Below are 24,293 nucleotides of genomic sequence, written 5' to 3' on the forward strand. Positions count from 1 at the left end.
CCGGACACCATAGACAGACCGAACACCGGCCGGCGCGCACAATCGAGCGGATGCGGTGGACGAGCTGGAGCCGGGGGCGGCCTGCGGCGCCGTCGGCGGGCATCCGCCGGAGTCGCTGGCATGTCCGGCTGGACATGGTGTTCGCGGACACGCCCACGCTGACCGATCTCGATCGGCTTTCCGTGCAGGACACCGATTTCGGCTTCAGCCCGCCCGGCCCCGGCCGGGCGCGGGCGATCGCGGAGGCGGAGCGGGAGGCGCGGCACTGTCCGGTGCCGCGGGCACTGTGGCAGAGCACTCCGACGCGCAGCGCCGTCGTGCCGGAACGGGCGGATTGATCAGCGGGGAGCGCGGTGTGCCGGCCGCGGGGTCAGCGGCGGTGGGCGACCGCCGCGGCCAGGCCGAGTACGACCGCGTCCTCCAGCAGTGCGGCAGCGAGCGGCGGCCATCCGCGCCGATCGGCGAACGCGCGCCAGCGGGCACCGGCGACACTGCCGGCGAGGGCGCCGGCCGCCGCCGGTAGCGCGTGCCACACCGGATTGCCGTGCGATCGCGCGGCCAGCGCCGCGGCCGCGGCGGCACCGGTGGCCGCGCGCACCGTGAGCGCGGGCGGAGTGAGGCGGCTCGGGGCGTTCGGGAGTTTGTCGCCGGCGAGTTCGCCGAGCGCGCCGGCGGTCGTCAGAGCACGGGTCCACGGTCCGACGAGCGGGCCGGACCGGGACGTGAGCGCGACCGCGGCCAGGCCGGTCATGCTGCGGCCGCCGGAGACCACGCCGAGCAGGAACGAGCGCACGAGAAGCATGCCGGCCGGATACCCGGACGTTTCGCTGCGAAACGACCTGCGGCGATTGCCGGACGCGTTCGGGGGTAGTCGCTGCGCATGCGTATCGGAAACGTGGAGATCCGGCCGCTGGGCGGCGGCCTGGGGTGTCTCGGGATGATCCTGGTGTCGATCCTGCTGTCGGTGCTGTGCACGGTCGGCGCGAATCTGTTCATCCGATGACGAAGCACGCCGGCGGCAGCTTCCCGGCGCCGGGTCACCGCTTCGGCACCGATCCGCCGCGCCGTCTCAGGCCTGCGGCCGCAGCAGGGTGATCCGGTTCGCGCCCAGCTCGGTGACGTACAGGTTGCCGGCGTGCTCGGTGACGTCGAGCGGCTGACTGAAGCCGGTCAGCCCGGCGATCCCGGTGGTGCGGTTGCTGAGCGTGCCGTCCGCGGCCACGTCGAACGTCTGGATGTCCTGCCCGGACGAGTAGCGTACGACGAGCAGCTTTCCGCGCAGCGCCCCGCCGAACGCGGCGCCGGTGTACTCGATGACGCCGTTCGCGGACGCGTGCAGGCCCGCGTCGTACATGCCGGCCAGGTCCAGGTTCGCGTCCGGCGGCGTGCCCACCGGGTATCCGGGGACCTGGAACGGGTCGGTGCCGCCGGTCGGGTTGCCGCCGGCCAGCACCCATTCGCACCGTTCCGGGTTCGGGTGGCCGTAGTAGCGGCCCGGCCGCACGTCGAACACGTAGTCGGTCTCGGCCGTGCCGACGCCGGTCAGGCCGGGCACGGCCGGGCCGGTGTAGCCGCGCCGCGCGCAGGACGCGGGCAGCGGTGCCGGTGTCGCGGGCGTGTTCCCACCAGCCGCGGACCCGTTCGTCGGCGCGTAGAGGTGGCCGTTGGAGTGCCAGACCAGGTCGTAGGCGTTGCGCACGCCGGTGGCGTGGATCGTCAGCGGCGCCCCGGCGGCGTACGGGTCGTAGGTGCCGCCCTCCGCGGTCTTGACGTCCAGCGGGAGTGCGCCCAGCGCGGCCGGGTCGAGGCGGAGCACGGCCGCGGACAACAGCCGTTCCGGCCGGTTCCCCCAGGTCGAGTCCGGTGCGCCCATCGCGTTGTTCGCGCCCTGCGAGACGTAGAGCGCGCCGTCCGGCCCGAACGCCAGCGAGTTCGTCTCGTGGTCCTTGACCGACCGCGGCAGGTTCGTCACCACGTCGGTGTAGACGCTCAGGTCCGGCCCGCTGAGCCGGGCGATGTGGCTGGACCAGTCCGGCACGTTGAGCGGCCCGGCGTACTCGTAGTTGTCCGTGATCCACAAAATCGGCGCGGCCGGTGTCGAGGCAGGATCAAAGGCCAGGCCGATGACGGTACGGTCGGGGGCGCCCGCCAGCCCGGCCGCGACCGCGTGGTCCCGCACCGTGTTGATCACCGTGGCCGTGCCGAGCGTGCCGTCCGCGTCGATCGGGAAACGGAGGATGCGCCCGTCCAGCGTGCCGGCGTAGAGCCGGCCGTCCGGCCCGGTCACCACCGAGGTGAACGGCGCGCCGGTGGCCACGCCGACCGTCTTGGTGAACGCGATCGGCCCGCCGGTCCCGCCGCCCGCACCGGTCCGGAACACGATCGAGTACGGCTGGAAGGCACGCCCGGCGACGTCGCGCACCTCGGAGGTGACCGCGAACCGGTACAGCGTGGACGGTTGCAGCGGCGCGGCCGGCGAGAGGTTGATGACGTCGCCGCCACCGCTGGTGATCGGGTTCGCCGGGACGGCCGCGCCGTCGGCGACCCGGGTGAGCGTGACCGTGGCGGACGTAAGCGTGGCCGGGTCGACGCCGCCGCCGGGCAGCCGCAGGTCCTCGACCACGCTCGCGGTGACCGGCACGTCCACCGCCAGGTTAGGCGGTGTGCTGGCCCGCACGGACGGCAGCGCGGCGGACGCGGGCACGCTCGCCACGTCCACATAGTTGAGTTTGGTGTTCGTGCCACCGGCCGGGCTGACCGTGAGCCGCCCGTCCGTCACCGTCACGGTGCGGGTCACCACCGCGTGCTTCACGGACGTGGTGGGCACGAACGCCGCCACCGCGTTCTGGTCCTCGATGTTGACCCAGTGCGCGCTGTTCACGGCCGTGCCGGAGTCACCGGCCGCGACCGTGACGGTGTAGGCGCCGTTCGGCACGGCCGCCTCCCAGCTGCCCGGCGTGGTCACGCCGGTGGACCCGGCCGGCAGTTGCGGGTGGATCAGCGTGGCCAGGCGCACGTCCGGCTGCCCGCTCCCCCGGTTGCGCCCGTTGCCGGCCAGCGACAGCGGCGTGCTCGTGCCGAGCGCCACCCACCCGTATCCTCTGGTGGTGGTGAACGCCTCGCCGAAGTCGCGGCCGTAGCCGGCCGGCGGCGCGGTCGCCGCGTCGGAGAAATTGATCTTCAGGGCGAACGCCGCGGGCGTCCCGGTGACCGCGGCCGAGGCGGCGGACTCGTTGCCGTGCCGGTCGACCGCCCGCACGGTCCAGGAGGCGGTGTTCCCGTTGACGGCGGTGGTGTCCGTGAAACTGGTGGCCGGCACCAGCCCGGGCCCGGAGATCAGCGTGCCGCCCCGGTAGACCCGGTAGCCGCCCAGGTCGGCCGCGGTGCTCGCGGTCCAGCTCACCGTGGCCTGCCGGTCACCGACGGCGACCGCCACCCCGCTCACCGTGGCCGGCGCCGCCGTGTCCGACGTGTCCCGCGCGATGGTGACGTGGGTCAGTTTCGTGTTCGTGCCGCCGATCGCGTCGAGCGTCAGCCGCCCGTCCAGCACCGGCACCGTGACCGTGGCGGCGGAGAACTCCGCGGACGCGCTGCCCTGGAAGCCCGGCACCACGGTCACGCCCTCCGCGCGCACCACGTGCCGGCTGTCGTAGGACGGCTGGTCGCCCACCCCGGCGGTCACCCGGTAGGTGCCCGGCGGGAGCGCGTGCTCCCAGGCCCCGGCGGTCGCCACGCCGTTGCCGCCGCCGACGTGCCCGTACTGCATGTGGATGATCGTGTTGAGCAGCGCGGCGACGCCGGACCGCGCCCGGTTCCGGGTGTTCGCGGTCAGGTCCAGCGGCGTGTCCGGCGCGTCCTCCCGCACCCAGCCGTAGCCGCGGGCCGCGTCGAACGCCGCCCCGGTGTCCGCCACGTGGCCGCTCGCCGCCGGCACGCTCGCGGGCCCGAAGTCGATCGCCGCGACCGGCACCACCGCGGCCCGCGCCGGCACCGCGAGGAACACCGGGAAGCAGGAGAGCACAAGGACGAAGGCGACGCGACGGTACGTGGACACGGGCGCTCCTCCAGGGCCGGGGAGGCCCACGCTCGCACACCCGTGACGTCCACGAGACCCCGTCGCGCCGCTTCGACCCCGCTCGCGCCGATTAGGAGTTCGCCCGGCTGCATCGCATAGCGGCAAACGCGTCCGGTCACGGCAGATGCGGCAGGATGCGGTCCATCCGGGCCGGAAGGTCACGGATGCGGACACCCGTGGCGTGCCATATCGCGTTGAGGATCGCGGCGGGTGAACCGACGATGCCGATCTCGCCGATGCCCTTGCTGCCCATCGGGTTGAGATGGTCGTCGTGCTCGTCGATCCAGGCCGCGTCGATGTCCCGGACGTCCGCGTGCACCGGGATGTGGTAGTCGGCCAGGTCGTGGTTGACCCAGTCGCCGGTGTACGGGTCGAGCACGCCCTCCTCGTGCAGCGCCATCCCCATGCCCATGGTCATGCCGCCGATGAACTGACTGCGGGCGGTGCGCGGGTTCAGGATCCGGCCGGCCGCGTAGATGCCGAACAGCCGGTCCACCCGGACCTCGCCGGTGACCGCGCTGACCCGTACCGCCGCGAAGTGCGCGCCGAAGGCGTGCCGGCCGTCGTTGCCGCGCGCCTTCACCAGCTCGGTGCTGTCGAAGACGACCTCGCCGCTCATTCCCCGCTCACGCAGCCGCCGGCAGGCGCCGTCGATCGCCCAGCCCCAGCTGGCGGTGCCGGACGAGCCGCCGGCCACGGACGCCTTGGGCAGCCGGGTGTCGCCGATCCGCACGACCACGCTCTCGACGGGCAGGCCGAGCGCGTCCGCCGCGATCTGGGTGAGCACGGTCCGGGCGCCGGTGCCGATGTCGGTGGCGGCGATGCGCACCTCGACGCGCCCGTCCGGCAGCGCGGTGGCGGCCGCGGTGGACGCCTGGGCCATCGCCGGGTACGTCGCGCCGGCCACGCCGGTGCCGGTCCACCACTCGCCGTCGCGGCGCCGGGCCGGGCGCGGGTCGCGGCCGGCCCAGCCGAAGCGTTCCGCGCCCTCGCGCAGGCAGCGCAGGTAGTGCCGGCTGGTGAACGGCTCGCCGCTCTCCGGTTCGGCGTCCGGTTCGTTGCGGGCGCGCAGCTCGATCGGGTCGATGCCGAGCGCGTACGCCAGCTCGTCCATCGCGCACTCCAGCGCGACCATGCCGGGTGCCTCGCCGGGCGCGCGCATCCAGCGTGGCGTGGGCATGTCCAGCCGCACCAGGCGGTGGCCGGTGCGGCGGTGCGCGGCCGCGTACATGTGCCGGGTGACGACCGCGGTCTGCTCGGCGAACTCGAACAGCCGCGACGACTGCGAGACCGCGTCGTGCGTGATCGCGGTGAGCGTGCCGTCCTTCGTGGCTCCCAGACGTACCCGCTGGATGGTGGGGGTCCGGTAGCCGACCATGGTGAACAGCGCCTGGCGGGGCAGCGCCAGCTTGACCGGCCGTCCGGTGACCTTGGCGGCGATCGCGGCCAGCACCGCGTTCGGCCGGGCCGAGCCCTTGGAGCCGAAGCCGCCGCCGACGTGCTCCGCGACGATCCGCACGCGCGCCGGGTCGAGGCCGAGCGCCGACGCCACGTCCGGCGCGACCGAGTGCGGGCCCTGGTTGGAGTCGTAGAGCGTGAGGTCCTCGTCGCCGTCCCAGACCGCGATGGTGGCGTGCGGTTCCATCGGGTTGTTGTGCAGCGCCGGCGTCGTGTAGGTGACGTCGACCGTGACCTCGGCCTCGCTCAGGGCGGACTCGGCGTCGCCCTGCGCGGTCCCGGCCGGGAAGCCCGGGTTGACCTTGTCCGGTGTGTAGAGATCGGGGTGGTCCGCGCGCAGCACGACGTCGTGCGGTGCCGCCTCGATGTCGAGGACGACCGACTGGGCCGCGTGGCGTGCCGCCTCCAGTGTCTCCGCGACCACAAGGGCGACGACCTGGCCACGGTACGAGATGGAGTCCGACTGCAGCACGTGCAGCTCCGGGTCGGCGGTCTCGGCCAGCTCCGGCGCGTTGCCGTGCCAGAGCACCGCGAGCACGCCGTCGAGCGTGGGGTCGATCTCGACGTCCGTCAGCCGCCCGCGCGCGACCGGGGACCGGACGACCCAGGCGTGGGCCGCGTTCTCGACCGGGTACTCCACGGCGTACCGGGCCGCGCCGGTGACCTTGTCCGGCCCTTCGACGCGGGCCAGCGGCGTGCCGAGCGCGTGCCCGGGAACGGTGGCGGTCATCGCTGTCCCTCCGTGAGCGAGCCGAGCACGGCCGCGGTCAGGTTCCGGATCAGCTGGATCTTGTACGCGTTGTCGCGCAGCGGCTCGGCCGCGGCCAGTTCGGCGTCCGCGGCCGCGAGGAACGCCTCGCGCGTGGCAGGCCCGCCACGCAGCGCCTCCTCGGCCAGGTGGGCACGCCACGGCCGGTGCGCGACCGCGCCCCACGCCAGCCGTACGTCCTCGACGGTGTCGTCCGTGATCCTTATCGCGGCCGCGACCGCGCCGGTGGCGAACGCGTAGGACGCGCGGTCCCGGGCCTTGCGGTACGTGGAGCGCATCTCCAGCGGCGGGAGGTCGACCGCGGTGATCAGGTCGCCGCGCCGCAGCACCGTGTCCTGATCGGGCCGGTCGCCGGGCAGCCGGTGCAACTCGTCCGCCGGGATCTCCCGCTCGCCGTCGATCCCGTGCACGCGGACGCGCGCGCCGAGCGCGGCCAGCGCGACCGCCATGTCGGACGGGTGGGTGGCGACGCATGCCTCGGACGCCCCCAGGATCGCCAGGTTGCGGTGGTCGCCCTCACGGGCCGGGCAGCCGGTGCCGGGCGCGCGCTTGTTGCAGGCCTTGCCGGTGTCCTGGAAGTACCGGCAGCGGGTGCGCTGCAGCAGGTTCCCGCCGGTCGTGGCCATGTTCCGCAGCTGACCGGACGCGCCCTCGAGCAGCGCCTGGGACAGCACCGGGTAGCGGCGCCGGACCTCCGGGTGCGCGGCCAGGTCACTGTTGCGGACCGTCGCGCCGACCCGCAGCGAGCCGTCCGGCAGCGCGGTCACGTCGTGCAGCGGCAGCCGCGCCACGTCGACCAGCGCGCCGGGCGTCGCCACACCCAGCTTCATCAGGTCGACCAGGTTCGTGCCGCCTGCGATGAACGCCGCGTCGGGGTCCGCCGTCAGCGTGGCGACCGCACCGGCCACGTCCGCGGCCTCGTGATACGTGAACTCCCTCATCGGGCCGCCTCCGCGATCGCCGGGACGATGTTCGCGTACGCGCCGCACCGGCACAGGTTGCCGCTCATCCGCTCCTTGATCTCGTCGTCGGTGAGCGTGCTCCCGTCGCCCTCGGTGAGCGTGCTCCCGTCGTCCTCCGTGACCGCGCTCGGCCACCCCTTACGGGCCTCGCCGAGCATGCCGACCGCGGAGCAGATCTGGCCCGGCGTGCAGTATCCGCACTGGAACCCGTCGTGCGCGAGGAACCCGCGCTGCACCGGGTGATCGCCGCCGAGCCCTTCCACGGTCACCACCTGCGCGTCGCGCTGGGTGATCGCGAGGATCAGGCAGCTGTTGACCCGGCGGCCGTCCAGCAGCACCGTGCACGCCCCGCACTGCCCGTGATCGCACCCCTTCTTCGCCCCGGTCAGCCCGAGATGCTCGCGCAGCGCGTCCAGCAGCGTGGTCCGCGGATCCACCACGAGATCCCGCCGCTCCCCGTTGACCTCGATCGTGAACGCGACCGCCACCTGCGCCTCCCAGAGTCGTCTCCGTGGCGAAGTGCCCGTCAGCGACCGCCCGAAACACGATCCAGGAAGCCGGGCGGCACCGGTTTGCACGCGCCGGGCCGCTCGATGGTCGTCCCGTGCCCGGCGCGCGTGGGCCGGAAGCAGCCCACGTCACCGCCGGCCGACGCCGTCGTCCATGAAGCCGACCGAGCATATCGCTGTTTTCCGACGATTCGGGCGCTTTCCTAACGCCGCGGCGATAACGCAGCGACCGCGAGTAGCAGATCATGAATGCAATGTTCGATCCAGTGACACCAATACAAATGATCTACATTAATCGAAAACTCGACAAAGGACCGGTGCGGGGTTTCAAGGCATTGACAGCGGCCATCCGCGAGGCCAAGGTGGGTCGCAGTTGGACTTTGCTCGGCGACACGGGGGATCGAGCCTGGGGACCGGTGTGACCACCTCCGTGATCAGCGAAGACCGGAGGTGCCATGGCGATCACACCGACCTATCCCGGCGTTTACATCGAAGAGTTACCGAGCGCGGTGCGCACCATCACGACGGTTTCCACGTCGGTCACCGCATTCGTCGGCTACACGACTCGTGGGCCGGCCGGTGGAGCGATAACCGTCACCAGTTTCGGTGATTTCGAGCGACGATTCGGCGGACTGAGCGCGGACAGCCCGCTCAGCTATGCGGTGCAGCAGTTCTTCCTCAACGGTGGCGGCATCGCGGTGATCGTGCGGCTCGCCCCGGGCGCGACCGGCTCCACGGTCACGCTGCGCAGCGGTGGCACCGAGCTGCTCACGCTGACCGCGCGCGAGCCGGGCACCTGGGGCGACGGGCTGCGCGTCTCGGTCGACCACGGCGCCACGCCGGACGGTTTCGACCTGCGGATCAGCGACGGCGCGGGCAACGACGAGACGCACACCGGGCTCACCCCGGCAACCGCAGCCGACCGGATCAACTCGACGTCCACGCTGGTCACGGCCGCGCCCGCGGCGAACGCGCCGGACGGCACCCGGCCGGACGCGTCCGGCACCGTCTCCGACCGGTTCGACGCGGTGCCCGACCCGGCAGGCACCGAGATCACCGCGGCGGTCGAGGGGCGTGACGACTCGGAGATCACATTCACGCTGCTGCCGGCCGGCGCCACTCCCCCGGCGACGTTGCAGCAGTTCGCGCTGCTGCTGGAGCGCGGCCTGCGCGGCAACGCCAAGGGCCGGCGCGCGTTCTCCGGCGCCCGGGTACGCGCGATCGGCGACGAGCTCGTCCAGGTCGTCTCCGGCGAGCCGGACACCGTGATCACGTTCCCGGACGACGGCGACCTCGGGCTGACCGGCACGACCGCGCCACCCGGTTACGCGTTCGCGGACGGTGCGGCCGGCACCACGCCCGGGTTCGGCGACTGGCTCGGCAACGCGGACGCGAAGACCGGCATCCACGCGCTGCGCGACGCCGACGACGTGAACCTGCTGGTGCTGCCCGGCGTGAGCGCGCTGGCCAGCCTGGACGAGCAGGTCGCGGTGCTGGCCGAGGCGCGCACGCTGGCCGAGACGAACCGGCTGTTCCTGATCGCGGACGCGCCCGGTGCGTGGAGCACGCTCGACGCCGCACGCAACGGTCTCGCGCTGATCGACTCGGTCCGGGGCGACCACGCCGCGCTGTACTTCCCGCACGTGCTGCTCACCGACCCGCTGACCGGCCTGGTCCGGGACTTCCCACCGAGCGGCGCGGTGGCCGGCATCATGGCCCGCACCGACGGCGACCGCGGCGTGTGGAAGGCGCCGGCCGGCACCGAGGCGCGGATCGTCGGCGCCCGCGGCCTCACCGTGAAGCTCACCGACGCGGAGAACGGGCTGCTCAACCCGCTCGGCATCAACTGCCTGCGGACGTTCCCGGTGGTCGGCCCGGTGGTGTGGGGCGCGCGGACGCTGGACGGCGCCGACCGGCTCGCGTCGCAGTGGAAATACGTGCCGGTCCGGCGCACCGCGCTGATGATCGAGGAAAGCCTGTACCGGGGCACGCAGTGGGTGGTCTTCGAGCCGAACGACGAGACGCTGTGGGGCCAGATCCGGCTGAACGTGGGCGCGTTCATGCACTCGCTGTTCCAGCAGGGCGCGTTCCAGGGCACCTCGCCGCGCCAGGCGTACCTGGTCAAGTGCGACCGGGACACGACCACACAGGACGACATCAACCGCGGCGTCGTGAACATCCTGGTCGGGTTCGCACCGCTCAAACCGGCCGAGTTCGTGATCATCAAGATCGAGCAGCTCGCCGGTCAGGTGGAGGTGTGACATGGCCGAGTTCACGGTGAACGCGCAGCGGTTCGATCCGTACAAGAACTTCAAGTTCCTGGTGCTCTGGGACGGCCGGGTGGTCGCCGGGGTCAGCAAGATCAGCCCGCTGAAGCGAACCACCGAGGTGGTCAAGCACCGCAGCGGCGGCGACCCGAGCACGCCGCGGAAGTCGCCCGGCCGCAGCGAGGTCGAGGCGGTCACGCTGGAGAAGGGCCTGACCCACGACCGCGCGTTCGACGAGTGGGCGACCAAGGCCTGGGTGGTCGGCGGCGGCCTCGGCTCCGAGGTGTCACTGCGCGACTTCCGCAAGGACGTGGTCATCCAGGTGCTCAACGAGGCCGGTCAGGTCGCGGTCGCCTACAAGCTCTACCGCTGCTGGCCGAGCGAGTTCCAGGCGCTCGGCGAGATGGACGCGAACGCGAACGCGGTCGCCATCTCGAGTCTGAAGCTCGAGTGCGAGGGCTGGGAGCGCGACCTCGAGGTGCCCGAGCCCGAGGAGCCCGTCATCCAGCTGCCGGCCTGACCGCCATGACCGGGGCCGCCGAGCTGCTCGCGGTCTGGGAGTCCGGGCTGCCGGCCACCGGGCCGCGGCGGACGCTGCTGCTGCACGCGCTCGCCCGCGGCACCGGCCAGGAGACGGACGCGCTGCTCACGACGCCGGTCGGGCGGCGCGACGGCGACCTGCTGCGGCTGCGCCGCGGCCTCTTCGGCGACCGGCTCACCGGCCGTCTCGCCTGCGCACGGTGCGGAGAGGAGTTGGAGTTCGACGTGGACACCACACGGCTGCTCGACGCCGTGACCGACCCGCCGGCGACGGTCACGATCACGGACGGCGGGTGGCGGATCACCGCCCGGCCACCGACCGCGGGCGACCTGGCCGCGCTGGCCTCCGTCTCCGCGGACCGCGCACGTGCCGCGCTCCTGCGGCGATGCGTCCTCGACGGTACGACCGACACCTCCGGCATTCCGGCGGAGCTGGCGGACCGGGTGGTCGCGGCGCTCGCGGCGGCGGATCCGGGCGCGGACCTGCGGTTCACGGTGCCATGCGTCGGGTGCGGGACGACCTGCACGGCACCGCTCGACATCGGCGGCTACCTGTGGGCGGAGCTGGACGCGTGGGCCCGGGCCACGCTCCTGGACGTGCACCTGCTGGCGACCGCGTACGGCTGGGGCGAGGCGGAGATCCTGGCCATCAGCCCGACTCGCCGGCGGTACTACCTGGAGCTGTGCGGCCATGCCTGACTTCTTCGACCGCCTGGCGGAGCGGGCGCGGGGCGTGCCGGCGGCGGACCCGTCGTGGGTGCGGCCCCGGCTGCCGGCCGCGTTCGAGCGGGCGCCCGGGCTGGAGATCCAGGAGGTGGAGGTGGACGCGCCGGATGGACGGGCCGAGCCCGCCCGCATCCCGCCCCGGGTCGATGCGCCGCGGCCGGTCCCGGTGCCGCGCGCTTCGGAGCCACCGGCCGCCGCGGCCGCCACTCCCCCGGTGACGGTCCCGGTGAGCGTGCCGGTCGACGTGCCCGTGCGGCCGCCGGTGCTTCCGGTGCCGGCGCCGGTCGCGGTGACTCCGGTGGAGAGCGTCGTGGAGCGCACGGTGCGGTCGGCCGGCGAGGCGACGGACTCGGAGCTCGCCCCGGTTGCGGCCTCGCCCGTACCGTCGAGGCCCGATTTTGATCTTGCGCCGCTTGCGCCGCTTGCGGCGCGGACGGTGCCGCCGGTGCCGTTCGACGCGCGCGGCACGGCCGCCGAACCCACCGCCGCCCGTGCGCCCGCGGCCGCGGCCCAGCCGGTGATCCGGGTCAGCATCGGCCGCCTCGAGGTCTCCGCGGCACCGGAACCACCCCGGGACGAGCGCCGCCGCCCGGTTCCCCGCCCTGAGCCCCGGATCAGCCTGGATCGGTATCTGAGCGACCGGGAGGCGCCGTGAGCAACGGGCTCGCACTGGCCACGGTGACGGAGGCGCTGCGGCACTTCATCGGGCGGACCGTGCAGGAGGACGTGCCGCTCGGGGTGAACGTGGTGGCCGGGCGGCCGCCGGTGGACCCGCCGGACGACCCGACGATCACCGTCTTCCTCTACCAGCTGACGCCGAACGGTGCGCTGCGGTCGGCGGACGCGCCGACCCGGGCCGCGGACGGCACCCCGCTGCGGCGCGCGCAGGCCGCGGTCGACCTGCACTACGTGATCAGCTGCTACGGCGCGGAGACCGAGCTGGTCCCGCAGCGGCTGCTCGGCTCGGTGGTGCGCAGCCTGCACGACGAGCCGCTGCTCAGCCTCGCGGACATCGAGGCGGCGTCGGCCGCGGCGTTCCTGGCCGGCAGCGATCTGGCCGCGGCGGCGCAGCGGGTGCGGTTCACGCCGAACCAGCTGGATCTCGACGACATGTCGCGGCTGTGGCAGATGCTCGGCCAGACGCCGTACGGGCTGTCCGTCTGCTACCAGGCCACGGCCGTGCTGCTGGACGGGCGCGCGACCCCGGCCGGTGGGCCGCCGGTGCGCGACCGGCGGATCGTGGTGGCGCCGATCGTGTCGCCGGCGGTCGAGCGGGTGCTGTCGTCGCCGCCGGGCGGCGTGCCGGACGCCGGGCCGGTCACGGCGGACCGCGACCTGGTGCTGGTCGGGACGGGGCTGGCCCGGCCGGGCATGACCGCGCGCGTCGGCGGGCGGCCGGCCGCGGTGCTGTCCGCGTCGGAGCGGCGGGTGATCGTGGGCCAGCCGGCCGGGCTGCCGCCGGGCGCGCATCCGGTGCAGCTGCTCTACGACGTGATCTTCGGCGACCGGCAGCGGCCGCTGATCGAGTCGAACGCGGTGGCGTACGTGCGGCGGCCGCGGATCACCCGGGTCACGTCCGGGGCGAGCGGTGTCACCGTGCAGCTCGATGTCGCGGTGCTCGCGGAACAGCGGGCGGTGCTGCTGCTCGACGCGGTGGACGGCCGCGGGTACCGGTTCGACGCTCCGCATCCGCTGGCCGAGCCCGGGGTGACCACCGACCGGTTCACCGTGCCGGTGCCGGGTGTGGCGCCCGGGACGTACCTGGTGCGGGTGCAGATCGACGGTGCGCAGAGCCCGCTCGAACTGGACGGGGACGTGTACCGCGGGCCGACGGTCGAGGTGTGAGCGGGATGCACCGGGAGGCGTTGGTCGCGGCCGTCGACCGGGTGCTGGGCCGGCTCGACGGGTCCGAGGCGTTGCCGTCCGGTTCCTCTTCTCCGAGCGCGTTGGACGTGGTGTGCGCGGCGTTCGGGCTGACCGGGTTCGAGCGGGACGTGCTGGTGCTGGCCGCGGCGATGGAGATCGAGCCGAGCGCGGCCGACCGGTGCGCGAAGGCGGGCGGGGTGCCGTACCCGACGTTCGGCCTGGCACTGTCCACCCAGGACGCGCCGCACTGGAGCGCGCTGACGCCGGTCGCGCCGCTGCGCCGGTGGCGGCTGATCTCCGTCGACGACCAGGGTGTGCTGACCGGTGGGCGGCTGCGGATCGACGAGCGGGTCCTGCACTTCCTGCTCGGCGTGCCGTATCTGGCGACGGCTCTGCAGGGACTGGTCACGCGGGTGGCGGCCTGGGACGGGCCGTTGCCTCCGGCGCACGCGCGGGTCGCGGCGGCGGTGGCGGACGGGTGGGGCCCGGCCGGTGATCCGCTGGTGCCGGTGGAGCTGACCGGTGCGGATCGGCAGACGCGGGCGGAGATCGCCGCGGCGGTGGCTCGTCAGGCCGGACTGACTCTTCATGCGCTGCCCGGCGCGCACCTGCCGGAGGACCCCGTCGAACTCCAGGCGCTGGGACGGCTGTGGGAGCGGGAAGCGTTGCTGCTGCCGGCCGCGCTGCTGGTCGAGGCGGACGGCGACGGGCACGCGCGGCTGGACACGTTCGTGAACGGCCTGGGCGTGCCGGTGCTGATCTCGTCGGACGATCCGCTCCCGGCCGGCCGTCGGCACCGGGTCGCGCATCCGGTGCCGACGCTCTCCGCGGACGAGCAGCGTGCACTGTGGACCGACACGCTCGGCGGGCGGGACCTCGCGGCGCAGTTCTCGCTGCCCGCCCATGTGATCCGGGATGCGGCTCTGCGGGCCGACTCGCCCGAGGCCGCCTGGGCCGCCGGGCTCGCGTCGGCCCGGATGGCGCTGGACACGCTCGGGCGGCGCATCGAACCGGGCGCGCGCTGGGACGACCTGGTGCTGCCCGCCGCGCAGCGGGACACGCTGCGGGAGATCGTGGCGCATGTCCGGCGGCGCGGGATCGTCTACGAGGAGTGGGGCTTCGCCGGGGTGCTGCGGCGCGGGCTCGGCGTGACCGCGCTGTTCGCCGGGGGCAGCGGCACCGGGAAGACCTTGGCGGCCGAATGCCTCGCCGCGGAACTCGGCCTGGACCTGTTCGTCATCGACCTGTCGCAGGTGATCAGCAAGTACATCGGGGAGACCGAGGAGAACCTGCGCCGCGTCTTCGACGCGGCCGAACGGGGCGGTGCGCTGCTGCTCTTCGACGAGGCGGACGCGTTGTTCGGCAAGCGCAGCGAGATCAAGGACAGCCATGACCGGTACGCGAACATCGAGGTCAGCTACCTGCTGATGCGGATGGAGGCGTACCGCGGGCTGGCGATCCTGACCACGAACATGAAGAAGGCGCTGGACACGGCGTTCCTGCGGCGGATCCGGTTCGTGGTCGACTTCCCGTTCCCGGGGCCGGCCGAGCGGGCGGACATCTGGCGGCGGATCATTCCCTCGTCGGTGCCGTCCGACGGGCTGGATCCGGACCGGCTGGCGCAGCTGACGGTGGCCGGCGGAAGCATCCGCAACGTGGCGCTGTCGGCGGCGTTCCTGGCCGCGGACGAAGGTGCCTCGCTGGGCATGCGGCACGTGCGGGCGGCGGCGCGGACGGAGTACCAGAAGCTGGATCGCTCGCTCACCCCGGCGGAGGTGGCCGGGTGGGAGTGAACGTCGAGATCTCGATCGGGGCGCTGGCGTTGCCGGGGTCGCTGTCCCGCGCGGACCGGGACCGGGTGGCAGCGGCGTTCGCCGGGGAGCTGGCCCGGCTGGTGGGGTCGGGGCTGGCGGTGGAGCCCGGCAGCGTGGACGAGGTGGGCGGGCTGCCGGCGGTGCGGTTGACGGGGTCGCCGCAGCGGATGGGGCGGGAGCTGGCCCGCTCCGTATACAGCGGACTCGGCGGGGGGAACGCCACCAGCTCGGGCGAGGCCACCGGCTGGGGGGTCGGCAACGCGCATCGCGTGGCCCACGAAACGGCTGCTCGCAGCGCCGGATCGGCGGGCGACAGCCGGCCGTCGGAGGAGCGATCCGGTGCAGGCCGGGTGGTCGGCGGGCAGGCCGAGAGGGGCGGGTCGTGAGCGGGCCGGCGCCGGCCCGCGCGACGGCGGCGCCGAAGGACGGGCGCGGCGCCAAGCGTGGAAAGCCCGCCGCCGGCACGCGGGTGCCGCGTGAGCTGCGGGAGATGCTGTCCGCGCCGGGGCGGCCGGTGGAGCCGGGCGTGCGGCGGGAGATGGAGGCGCGGCTCGGCTTCGACTTCGGGCGGGTGCTGGTGCACGCGGACCGGGACGCGGCCGCGGTCACCGACCTGGTCGGCGCGGAGGCGGTGACGGTCGGCCAGGACATCTTCTTCGCCGAGGGCCGCTACCGCCCGGGGACCGCCGAGGGCGTACGGCTGCTGGCCCATGAACTGCTGCACACCGTGCAGGCACCGGACTCCCCGGGCGCGCTGCTGCTCGGCCGGGACGCCGGCGCCGTGAGCCGCGCGGTCGAGCCGATCGAGCGCGAGGCCGAGTCGATCGCCGCCGGAACGGTGTCGCCGGCGGGTGTGGAGGCGCACGGCCAGGCCGGGGCGCGGTGGCTGCGGTATGCCTCACAGCGCGCGGACCTGCGGCGCGGCGAGGCCCTGGACCCGGCGACGCTGATCGACCGGATCGCCGCGGGCCTGCAGCGCAGCCTGCGCGGCGACCCGGCCGACGCCTCCGGCCGGGTGCGGCTGCAGCTGGCCCGGCTCGCGCCGGAGTTGCGCTACGACGTCCTGGAACGGCTGGAGAACCGGCTGCCGTCGAGCGAGTTCACCCGGGTCACGACGCTGGCCGAGGAGGCGGACGCGGCCCCGGGGGACGGCGCGGTCGAATTTGCGGGCGTCCCGGCCCCGGTCACCGATCCCGAGTCGGAACGCCGCGATGAACGGGACGACACCGAGGAGTCCGCGGAGTCCGAACGGCAGCAGCATGAGCAGCGCGAGGCGGAGGGCGAGGACCCGTCCGGCCTCCGGCAACCGGGAACCCGCGGCCCCGAGACCGAAGGCCCGGAGACCCGCACCGAATCGGACGGCGGGACCGCGACCGAGCCCGGCGATCAGACCGACACGGAAACCGGCGGCTCGCGACCCGGCAGTGAAGCCCACGCGGAACCGCCCGCCGAGGAGACGGAACCGGACGGGTCCGAACCCGAGGGCGAGGTCCCCACCGAGGACGAGGCAGAGAAGAAGACCGGCGAGGAGAAGGCCGAGGCCGAGGAGAAGGCGAAGCACGAGCGCGACGAGAAGGACGAGAAGGAACGCCAGGACGAGGGCAGAGCGGCCGAGGGTGACCAGCAGCCCGGCAGCGGCGCACCCGGCGCCCAGCCGGACGCGGCCGCTGCCCCGGTCGCCGGCGCGGGCGCCCCGGCTGCCGCGGGACCGGTCGGTGACGGCGCCGCCGGTGGCGTCGGCGAGGCCGCCGAGGGCAGAGCAGACACGATAGCGACTGATCCCAACGGGCCGCTGACCGGTCACAATGTGCTGGAACAGCCGGATCGGGAGGCCGACCCGGAGGAGCTACCCCTCGGTCTCGAGTCGGACACGACAGACGAACCCGGCGAGGATGCGACTCCCTCCCGGTCGCCGGTAGCACCGGAACTCGATCTGTCGGTCGCACCCGACGAGAGGCCACCGGCTGATGCACCGGCGGCCGAGACTCCCGACTTCCCGGAACTGGCCGACCTCAGACGGGGGGCCGGCACGCCGGAGGAGCCACGCTCGGTCGATCCTGGAGCCGCGCGCGCTCTCGCAGTGACTGCCCATGACTACGAGGTAAGGCGCGACGACACGGAACCGCTGACTCCGGCGGCCGACCGGCCGGAGGCGGCCGCGAACGCGCCACAGCCCGTAGGACGGGCGGAGACGCGCGAACGCGCGCAGGATGCGGCGATCGGTGCGGACGATGTGGCGCCCGGGCAGCTCAGCACGCCGGACGAGCAGTCGGAGACGGTCGCGGCGCCCCTGGCGGAGGAATCCGTCACGTTGAGCCGGTCCGACGCGAATCCGGAGCCAGCGCCGATGGCCGGCGGGGGCGCGACGACCGAGCAGCCGGACACGACCGGTGCCGCACTCACGGCGGACCTGGCCGACGGGTCGCCGACGGCGGCCCCGGCCGGTGCACCCATGACTGCGGAAACGTCTGGTGCACCGACGACGACCGACATCGCGGACACCACGGGAGGTGAGCTTCCGCAGGACGCGTCGCTGGAGCCGGGCGGCGGTGGTTGTGCCGGTGCGCCGGAACCGACCACCGAGGGCGACGGTGAGAGCGGAGGCGGCTGTGGCGGCGGAGGTGGCGTGCCACCGGCCGCGGCCGAAGAGGAGCCGCAGGGACCGTCGCCGGCCGACGTGGTCGGGATGGAGCCGTCCGCGGCGCTGACCGCGGCCGCCGCGCTGCCCCCACATCAGATGCAGACCGCGCTGACCGGCGTCGACGCGGCCGCCACCCGTACCGTCGGGGAAGAGGAGGGCGCGCTCGCGGCCGCGCCGCCCATGATGGAACGCCCGTCCGGCGCGCCGCAGACGCTGCAGGGCCCGCCGGTGGCCGCACCCCCGGCCGCCAGCGACGTGGGCCGGCTGGAGCAGGTGCGTCCGGAGGGCGCGGAGGGCCAGGAAGGGCCGCAGACGCGGGACGTGCCCGCTGGGGCGCTGCCGACCTCGCAGGTGTCGTCGCCGGCCGTGGCCGGTACGCCGGAGGGTGAACTCACCGACGAGGACCTGGGGTCGATCGAGGACGCGGTCGACAACGTGCCGACCACGGACCCGGCGCTGACCGGCGCCACGGTCGGGCCGGCGCCGCGCGTGGAACTGGCCGGGGAGACCGATCCCGCGCTCACCGACCGGCAGACGCAGGCGCTGACCGAGACGTCCGGCCGGCTGGCCACGGTCGGGCGCGAGGACGCCGGCCGGCCGCTCGGCGAGGATCGGGTCTTCCCCGACGTACCCCCGGAATCTCTGCAGGCGAATGTGCCGGCACCGGCCGGCGGCGGGCAACCGGCCGCGGGTCCCGCGCCCGGCGGCGGGGCCGGGGCGCCGGCCGGTGTGCCGATGACGGCCGTGTCCGTGGTGGCGCAGCAGGAGCGCGGGCCGCAGATCCAGGCGTCGGTCGGCGAGGGCCAGGCGCAGATGGCCGCCGGCGCGCAGCAGAAGGAACAGGACGCCGCGCAGGCCCACCAGCAGCACCAGGCGGACGTGGCCGCGACGCTGCAGGAGAACGTGGACGCGCAGGCGTCCGAACGACAGCGGGTGAGCGTCGAGGCGGCCGCGCAGCGCGAGCAGTGGCAGTCCGAGCAGGACACGCTTCTGCTGGAGAACGGCGAGCAGGCCGCCGCGGAGCACACCACCGCGCGCACCGACATCAGCACCGAGGAACGCGACGCGAACGACGAGATCGAGGCGGAGCGGGAGACACACAACGAGGACATCGCGGAGGAGCGGCGCGAGGCCGAGGAGGACGCGCGCGAGGAGAAGGAGAAGGGCAAGGAGCAGGACGGCGGCTTCTGGGGCTGGGTGAAGAGCAAGGTCGCCGCGCTGTTCGACGCGATCGTCTCCGCCGTCAAGGCCGTGTTCGAAGCGGCGCGGCGCGCGGTCCAGGGGTTGATCGACGCGTTCAAGAGCATCGCGACCGGCCTGATCGAGGCGGCCCGGCGGGCGATCGTGGCCGCGATCAACGTGCTGGCCACCGCGCTGATCGCGATCGCGGACGTGCTGCTGGCCGCGTTCCCGGAGCTGCGCGACCGGTTCCGCAGCGCGATCGAGGGCTTGCGCGACCGCGCGATCAACGCGGTCAACGAGCTGGCCGACCGGCTGAAAACCGGCATCGAGGCGCTGCTCGATTTGCTCGCGGCGGGGTTGATGGCGTTGCTGTCGCTCTACGAGACGTTGCTGCTGGCGGCGGTGCAGGTCGTCCGGACGATGGTGGAGTCGGCGATCGCGTTCGCCCAGGCGGCGATCGCCGCGCTGGGGATGCTGGCGGAGCTGATCGCGGACATCGCGCCGGATCCGATCGGGTGGCTCGGCAAGCTCGGCACGGCCGCGAAGGAGGGCACGCGGCAGCATCTGTGGGGCGAGATCAAGATCGCGGTGAAGGCGTGGTTCAACGCGAAGGTCCAGTCGATCCTGGGGCTGGGCAAGATGCTCTTCGACGTGCTGGTGAAGGGCTGCGTGTCGGCCGGCCAGATCGGGCGGATGGCGTGGCAGGCCATCATCAAGTCACTCCCGATGATGATCGCCACGATCATCATCGAGAAGCTGATCTCGATGATCATCCCGGCCGCCGGTGCGGTGATGGCGATCGCGCAGGGCCTGGTCGCCGCGTATCAGTCGATCAGCCAGATCATCGCCGCGTTCGCGAAGTTCTTCGAGTTTCTCAAGGCGGTCAAGGGCGGCAACGCCGCCTGCCTCTTCGCCCAGGCGATGGCGGCGGGCGTGGTGGCGCTGCTGGAGTTCGTCACGAACTTCTTGATGGTACGGCTGGGAATGGCGCTGAAGGGGGTCGCGACCAAACTCAAGGGCATCGCCCAGAAGATCATGAAAGGGCTCCGGCGCGGGGCGAGATCGTCTCGGCGGGCGGCCGGTCGAGCGGTCAACAGCGCCCGCCGAGGGCTACGGCAGGCCACGCGCTCGGTGAGCGCGGCGGGAAGGCGAGGAGGCCGGTCGCTCGGCAACGCACGGCGAGCTGTCGTGAGCCGCGTTCGCCGGGCGGGCCGCGTCCTCCGGCAACTGGGCGGGCCGCTCAGGCGATCACGTGTCGGGCGTGCACTGACCGGATCGGTGCGGGACCTGCGCGCGCGGTTCGACCGGACGCGGCATCGTGCCACCGATCGGCGCACGGATCGGCACCGGCGATCCGAGGCACGGAAGAACGCACGGCTCACCCAGGCGATGAACGCGGCGACCGCGGTCGCCAACCGTTACTCGGGTCGAAAGATCGCCGCCTGGCTGATCAGACCGCGACTGCTGCTGATTCAGGGCCGCTACCTGCTCAACGCCCTCCGGACCCGCCGTGCGGGCCAGAGATGGTCACTCTTCGGTCGGATCAACCCGTCTCAGGGGCGGGACACGGGAGCACTCGTCCTCACGAATCCGGGCGAGGCGGTCGCACTGTTCATCCGGCGGGCCCTGGCTGCGGAACGACGGCTGTTCGGCACGGACGGACCGCCCAGGACGGCAGGCGACCTGCGGGGTCCGCCTGCACGCCTCCCAGGTGCCATACCCGAGGCGGGTCCCGGACTGTCACCGAACGCATCGGCCGCGCCCGGCTCGCAGCTTCTCCGGCCGGAGCCATTGGCGACAACCGAGCCTGCCGTCGGTGAGATGCTGCGCGGCGTGGTGCCGCAGCAGCGCCAGGTCGGCCTGCTGGGATCGCACCGGCCGTGGGACATCACCGGGCTTCCGCAGGCCGAGGTCATCCGCACCCAGTTGCGGGCGCAGGAGCTCGTGGGGCCGCTGACCGGCCGCCTGCAGATGCAGATGGGCTCGACGAGGATCCACTCCGAATTGCGCGACACCCCGGACAACCTGGGTCAGGCTCACATCGGGCACGTCGGCGACTACACCCGCTCCATCCCCGCCAAAATCGCGAAACTGCGCGAGCGACTGGGCGGTGGCGTCATCGCCGATGCCGACCTCGTCGACCTCTGGCGGCACGTCTCGAGCACCGGCGACCCGGCCACTCCGCAGATGCTCCGACAGCTCGGCTCCCGAGCCACGACCAACCAGCTCCAGACCGCCGCGAACAACCTGAACCGGATCGTCCTGCTCGGCGGTCAGGAGGCGACCCGGTTCCTGCGACGAGGGTTCAACGCACGAGAGCACCAGCCGGTCGCGACCGCCACGGCCCTCACCTCGGAGCAGATCCGTGCCGGCCGGCTGCCGGCCGAGACCCTGATAAGCACCGGCGAGATGCCCTCGCAGCGACGTGGCCGCACCGGTCGAAGTAATCCGGCGGGCGTCCGGCCCCCGACACTGCGCCCGTCCGGCCTGATGCTCCCCGGCACGGCGGGCGTGAACCTGGCACCGTTCTCCCCGGTCGGCATCACTCGGCAGGACGTCCTGGCCGGCGCCATCGTCGCGCGCGCCTACCTGTCCTGGAACGCTTACAAGCAGGCGACGAGCCGCGCACTCGCGCTGGAGGCGCAACAGCGTGGGGAGTCCATCGTCTACCTGGTGCCGAGCGAGGCGGACTTGGTCATGCGTCTGCGCGCCTTCTATGGCACCCCCCGGGCCCCGTGAGACCGTCGCGTCACGACCGGCCCGACGACCCAGGAGAGACGGAAATGTCCGACCAGCGCTATCAGACCTGCCCCTTGGTTCTCCGTGCAGAGTCACCGGGAGACGCGATGAACGAGATCCTCGACCAGATCGGCGTTGGGGCGGGTGACGAGATCGCAGCGGATCCGGAGAACGGTATCCGTTATCAGGAGCTGTTCGGCGTTGCACCGGACCTCGTCATCCATTACGTCGAGGACGACCTGACCGACGATTATGCGGTCTTCGTGACCTCGTCGCCGGACACGGCGCGGCAGGCGGACGAACTCGCCTCGGTGTTCACCGACCAGCTCGAGCATTGGACGTTGGACGAGCTGGCTCGGGCGATCGACGACGCGTCCGACCCCCGCGAGTTCGCCGCGGCGCTCGCCCGGGCCGCGCTAGGCGCGCCCCCGGTCGCGCACGAGGCGCTGTTCCGACGGTTCCAGGCCGGGCTCCGGCACTCCGATCCGGAGGTGAGGAACACGGCCGTGTTCCTCACCTCGCGGATCGGTTGGCCGGAGTTCCGGCTCGATCTCGCGGAGATCGCGGCCGGCGACGAGTCACCCGCTCTCCGAGAACGCGCACGCACGATCCTTCAGGCATACGACGCGATCGGGTTGGGACCGCGATGACGCGATTCGAGGACATCGTAAAACCGGTGCGGGCGGGGATCGTGATCGTGGATCCGCTCCGGGGGACGCCGCAGAAGATCGTGGTGTTGCAGTTCAATCCGGACACGTTGCAGCGGAGCCTCGCGCCGCAGGCGGCGGGGGCGGAAGGGGGCGGGGACCGCACCGAAGCGCTGCGGCTCAAAGGGCCGGCGATCGAGACCTGGAAGTTCGATGCGGAAATAGACGCGACCGATCAGCCGGAGCTGGCCGGACACGATGGCATCCACCCGCAGCTGGCGGTGCTGGAGATGTTGATTCAGCCGACCAGCGCCAGCATCCGCGCCAATCAAGCGCTCGCGGCCACCGGGACACTCGAGATCACGCCGGTGGAAGCGCCACTCACGCTCTTCGTGTGGGGCAGCAAGCGGGTGATGCCGGTGCGGATCACGGAGCTGACGATCACCGAGGACGGGTTCGACGCGGATCTCAACCCGTTCCGGGCGATCGTCAGCGTGGGGATGCGGGTGCTGTCCGCCAGTGATCTGCCGACCGGGCACCGCGGGGCGGAGCTCTACCTCGCGCACCTGTCGCAGAAGGAACGGCTCGCCGGGCGGTCGGCCGGTGGGCGTCTCGACACGCTCGGACTGAGCGGGATCTAGAGGAAGGCGAGCCGACGATGACGAGCTCCGATCCGTACCCCCGGAACAGCCGTTATTTCGGGGTGGAGACGACCGTGTTCCGGACGCCGGGCGGGCGGGAGATCACCTGCCTGAGGACGCGGCCGGTGCCGCAGCCGGGCGCGTTCGCGGTCGTCGGAGTGCACGAGGTGGTGGACGGTGACCGGGCGGATCTGCTCGCGCACCGCTACCTCGGCGACCCGGAACTGTGGTGGCGGCTCGCGGACGCGAACGGCGTGGTCGATCCGGACGAGCTGACGAGCACGCCCGGCAGGCGGATCAGGATCACGCTGCCGGAGGGTGTGGCCGGCCGATGATCCGGATGACGCTGCTGATGGGCCGCCAGATCGTGCGGCCGGTGCCCCAGCCGGTCACCGACGCGCTGCTCAGCGCGCAGATCACGGTGACCGCGGGGCAGCGCAGCGGATTCCAGTTGTCGTTCGACCTGTCCCGGGCCGGGGTGATCAACAAGACGATGCTGCCGAACGGCGAGTTCGATCCGCAGGTGCGGGTCGTGCTCACGGTGACCGTGCGTGGGGTCGCGCACGTGCTGATGGACGGCGTGATCATCCGGCAGGAGGTGTCGGTGACCGGCACGCCCGGTCAGTCGACGCTGACCGTGACCGGCGAGGACCTGACCGTGCTGATGGACCTGGAGGAGCGCGAGGGTGTCCCGTTCCCGGCGATGTCGCCGGCGGCGCGGGTCAGCGCGATCGTCGGGCGGTACTCGCAGTACGGGATCACGCCGCTGGTCATCCCGGAGCTGGTGCCGCAGACGCCGATGCCGACGCAGCGGATCGACTTCCAGAAGGGCACCGACCTCGGCTACCTGACCGAACTGGCCAAGGCCAACGGCTACGTCTTCTACCTCGACCCCGGCCCGGCGCCCGGCGTGAGCCGCGGCTTCTGGGGCCCGGAGGTGCGCCTCGGCACACCGCAGAAGGCGATCAACGTGAACATGGACCACCTGTCCACGGTGGATCAGCTCACGTTCGGCTTCGACGGGACCGCGCGGGAGGAGCCGGTCGCGCGCATCCAGATCCCGGTGACGAAGACGTCGGTGCTGCTGCCGGTGCCGGAGGTGAGCGTGCTGCGGCCGCCGCTGGCCCGCCGGCCGGCGCCCGCGCTGAAGAAGAAGGTGGTCGCGGACACCGCGAAGAAGGACGCGGCGCAGGCCCTGGCGGAGACGATCGCAAAGGTGGTCGAGTCGTCCGACGCGGTCAGCGGCTCCGGGCAGCTGGACGTGGTCCGGTACGGGACCGTGCTGCGCCCGCGCGAGCTGGTCGGCGTGCGCGGCGCCGGGATCACCTACGACGGGCTCTACTACGTCAAGAGCGTCACGCACAACCTGCAGCGCGGCGCGTACACCCAGAACTTCACGCTGGCCCGCGAGGGCCTGATCTCGCTGCTGCCGACCGTGATCCCGTGAACAGGAGAGA

At 73.1% G+C, this 24,293-nt stretch carries 19 protein-coding genes; 14 read left to right on the forward strand and 5 right to left on the reverse strand.

Translation table 11 applies throughout. The annotated features are described in order from the left end of the window. Window positions 1-50: 50 nt before the first annotated feature. Window positions 51-338, forward strand: coding sequence for a hypothetical protein (locus J2S42_RS03750; RefSeq protein WP_307235216.1), 288 nt, complete (start codon window positions 51-53; stop codon window positions 336-338). A 32-nt stretch (window positions 339-370) separates the two neighbouring features. Here the strand turns inward: J2S42_RS03750 and J2S42_RS03755 are convergent, their stop codons facing one another. Further along, on the reverse strand, window positions 371-802 hold the full coding sequence (locus J2S42_RS03755) for a hypothetical protein (RefSeq protein WP_307235217.1): 432 nt from the start codon (window positions 800-802) through the stop codon (window positions 371-373). 78 nt (window positions 803-880) lie between these two features. Here J2S42_RS03755 and J2S42_RS03760 point away from each other — a divergent pair, with 78 nt between their 5' ends. Next, window positions 881-1,003 carry a hypothetical protein gene (locus tag J2S42_RS03760; protein ID WP_307235220.1) on the forward strand — a complete coding sequence of 41 codons (123 nt, stop codon included), beginning with the start codon at window positions 881-883 and terminating at the stop codon, window positions 1,001-1,003. A 66-nt stretch (window positions 1,004-1,069) separates the two neighbouring features. Here the strand turns inward: J2S42_RS03760 and J2S42_RS03765 are convergent, their stop codons facing one another. The 4 genes from J2S42_RS03765 to J2S42_RS03780 all read right to left on the reverse strand — a co-directional run bounded on the left by J2S42_RS03765 (window position 1,070) and on the right by J2S42_RS03780 (window position 7,752). Continuing rightward, complete coding sequence (locus tag J2S42_RS03765; RefSeq protein WP_307235221.1) at window positions 1,070-4,054, reverse strand: Ig-like domain-containing protein; 2,985 nt, start codon at window positions 4,052-4,054, stop codon at window positions 1,070-1,072. 136 nt (window positions 4,055-4,190) lie between these two features. After that, on the reverse strand, window positions 4,191-6,263 hold the full coding sequence (locus J2S42_RS03770) for a xanthine dehydrogenase family protein molybdopterin-binding subunit (protein WP_307235223.1): 2,073 nt from the start codon (window positions 6,261-6,263) through the stop codon (window positions 4,191-4,193). Continuing rightward, on the reverse strand, window positions 6,260-7,243 hold the full coding sequence (locus J2S42_RS03775; RefSeq protein WP_307235225.1) for an FAD binding domain-containing protein: 984 nt from the start codon (window positions 7,241-7,243) through the stop codon (window positions 6,260-6,262). Before J2S42_RS03775 ends, J2S42_RS03770 begins: the two co-directional genes overlap by 4 nt. Next, window positions 7,240-7,752 carry a 2Fe-2S iron-sulfur cluster-binding protein gene (locus J2S42_RS03780; RefSeq protein ID WP_307235227.1) on the reverse strand — a complete coding sequence of 171 codons (513 nt, stop codon included), beginning with the start codon at window positions 7,750-7,752 and terminating at the stop codon, window positions 7,240-7,242. Before J2S42_RS03780 ends, J2S42_RS03775 begins: the two co-directional genes overlap by 4 nt. A gap of 476 nt (window positions 7,753-8,228) precedes the next feature. On the opposite strand from J2S42_RS03780, the gene J2S42_RS03785 reads away from it, so the two are divergent. From J2S42_RS03785 to J2S42_RS03840, 12 genes are read left to right on the forward strand one after another with little or no spacing between them, the layout of a single operon-like run. After that, the gene (locus tag J2S42_RS03785; RefSeq protein WP_307235229.1) at window positions 8,229-10,034 is read left to right on the forward strand and encodes a phage tail sheath C-terminal domain-containing protein; all 1,806 of its coding nucleotides are present in this window, start codon (window positions 8,229-8,231) and stop codon (window positions 10,032-10,034) included. Between the two features lies 1 nt (window position 10,035). Then, entirely contained in the window at window positions 10,036-10,560 is a 525-nt protein-coding gene (locus J2S42_RS03790; protein ID WP_307235231.1) for a phage tail protein, read from the forward strand. Window positions 10,561-10,565: 5 nt separating this feature from the next. Continuing rightward, window positions 10,566-11,279, forward strand: coding sequence for a hypothetical protein (locus tag J2S42_RS03795; RefSeq protein ID WP_307235233.1), 714 nt, complete (start codon window positions 10,566-10,568; stop codon window positions 11,277-11,279). Further along, window positions 11,272-11,961 (forward strand): hypothetical protein, encoded by a 690-nt coding sequence (locus J2S42_RS03800; protein WP_307235235.1) that lies wholly within the window; start codon window positions 11,272-11,274, stop codon window positions 11,959-11,961. Before J2S42_RS03795 ends, J2S42_RS03800 begins: the two co-directional genes overlap by 8 nt. Beyond that, window positions 11,958-13,151, forward strand: coding sequence for a Pvc16 family protein (locus tag J2S42_RS03805; protein ID WP_307235237.1), 1,194 nt, complete (start codon window positions 11,958-11,960; stop codon window positions 13,149-13,151). Before J2S42_RS03800 ends, J2S42_RS03805 begins: the two co-directional genes overlap by 4 nt. A gap of 5 nt (window positions 13,152-13,156) precedes the next feature. Continuing rightward, entirely contained in the window at window positions 13,157-14,965 is a 1,809-nt protein-coding gene (locus J2S42_RS03810) for an ATP-binding protein (RefSeq protein WP_307248615.1), read from the forward strand. Further along, window positions 14,956-15,372: a hypothetical protein gene (locus tag J2S42_RS03815; RefSeq protein WP_307235238.1), complete on the forward strand. Its 417-nt coding sequence runs from the start codon at window positions 14,956-14,958 to the stop codon at window positions 15,370-15,372. Before J2S42_RS03810 ends, J2S42_RS03815 begins: the two co-directional genes overlap by 10 nt. Next, window positions 15,369-21,548, forward strand: coding sequence for an eCIS core domain-containing protein (locus J2S42_RS03820; protein ID WP_307235240.1), 6,180 nt, complete (start codon window positions 15,369-15,371; stop codon window positions 21,546-21,548). The genes J2S42_RS03815 and J2S42_RS03820 overlap by 4 nt, the downstream gene beginning before the upstream one ends. A 44-nt stretch (window positions 21,549-21,592) precedes the next feature. Continuing rightward, a complete protein-coding gene (locus J2S42_RS03825) occupies window positions 21,593-22,198 on the forward strand; it encodes a hypothetical protein (RefSeq protein WP_307235242.1) in 606 nt (201 codons plus the stop codon). Next, window positions 22,195-22,836 carry a hypothetical protein gene (locus tag J2S42_RS03830; RefSeq protein WP_307235244.1) on the forward strand — a complete coding sequence of 214 codons (642 nt, stop codon included), beginning with the start codon at window positions 22,195-22,197 and terminating at the stop codon, window positions 22,834-22,836. Before J2S42_RS03825 ends, J2S42_RS03830 begins: the two co-directional genes overlap by 4 nt. Window positions 22,837-22,853: 17 nt before the next feature. Further along, window positions 22,854-23,171 carry a LysM peptidoglycan-binding domain-containing protein gene (locus tag J2S42_RS03835; RefSeq protein WP_307235246.1) on the forward strand — a complete coding sequence of 106 codons (318 nt, stop codon included), beginning with the start codon at window positions 22,854-22,856 and terminating at the stop codon, window positions 23,169-23,171. Next, window positions 23,168-24,283 (forward strand): hypothetical protein, encoded by a 1,116-nt coding sequence (locus J2S42_RS03840; RefSeq protein WP_307235248.1) that lies wholly within the window; start codon window positions 23,168-23,170, stop codon window positions 24,281-24,283. Before J2S42_RS03835 ends, J2S42_RS03840 begins: the two co-directional genes overlap by 4 nt. Window positions 24,284-24,293 lie beyond the last annotated feature (10 nt).

This window comes from Catenuloplanes indicus (genome assembly GCF_030813715.1).
Classification (GTDB): domain Bacteria; phylum Actinomycetota; class Actinomycetes; order Mycobacteriales; family Micromonosporaceae; genus Catenuloplanes; species Catenuloplanes indicus.

Bases quoted from the DNA above. Each gene is read 5' to 3' on its own strand.
- J2S42_RS03750 (WP_307235216.1), top strand. From the start codon at position 51: ATGCGGTGGACGAGCTGGAGCCGGGGGCGGCCTGCGGCGCCGTCGGCG.
- J2S42_RS03775 (WP_307235225.1), bottom strand. From the start codon at position 7,243: ATGAGGGAGTTCACGTATCACGAGGCCGCGGACGTGGCCGGTGCGGTC.
- J2S42_RS03830 (WP_307235244.1), top strand. From the start codon at position 22,195: ATGACGCGATTCGAGGACATCGTAAAACCGGTGCGGGCGGGGATCGTG.
- J2S42_RS03795 (WP_307235233.1), top strand. From the start codon at position 10,566: ATGACCGGGGCCGCCGAGCTGCTCGCGGTCTGGGAGTCCGGGCTGCCG.
- J2S42_RS03835 (WP_307235246.1), top strand. From the start codon at position 22,854: ATGACGAGCTCCGATCCGTACCCCCGGAACAGCCGTTATTTCGGGGTG.
- J2S42_RS03825 (WP_307235242.1), top strand. From the start codon at position 21,593: ATGTCCGACCAGCGCTATCAGACCTGCCCCTTGGTTCTCCGTGCAGAG.
- J2S42_RS03785 (WP_307235229.1), top strand. From the start codon at position 8,229: ATGGCGATCACACCGACCTATCCCGGCGTTTACATCGAAGAGTTACCG.
- J2S42_RS03770 (WP_307235223.1), bottom strand. From the start codon at position 6,263: ATGACCGCCACCGTTCCCGGGCACGCGCTCGGCACGCCGCTGGCCCGC.
- J2S42_RS03760 (WP_307235220.1), top strand. From the start codon at position 881: ATGCGTATCGGAAACGTGGAGATCCGGCCGCTGGGCGGCGGCCTGGGG.
- J2S42_RS03755 (WP_307235217.1), bottom strand. From the start codon at position 802: ATGCTTCTCGTGCGCTCGTTCCTGCTCGGCGTGGTCTCCGGCGGCCGC.
- J2S42_RS03790 (WP_307235231.1), top strand. From the start codon at position 10,036: ATGGCCGAGTTCACGGTGAACGCGCAGCGGTTCGATCCGTACAAGAAC.
- J2S42_RS03810 (WP_307248615.1), top strand. From the start codon at position 13,157: ATGCACCGGGAGGCGTTGGTCGCGGCCGTCGACCGGGTGCTGGGCCGG.
- J2S42_RS03800 (WP_307235235.1), top strand. From the start codon at position 11,272: ATGCCTGACTTCTTCGACCGCCTGGCGGAGCGGGCGCGGGGCGTGCCG.
- J2S42_RS03840 (WP_307235248.1), top strand. From the start codon at position 23,168: ATGATCCGGATGACGCTGCTGATGGGCCGCCAGATCGTGCGGCCGGTG.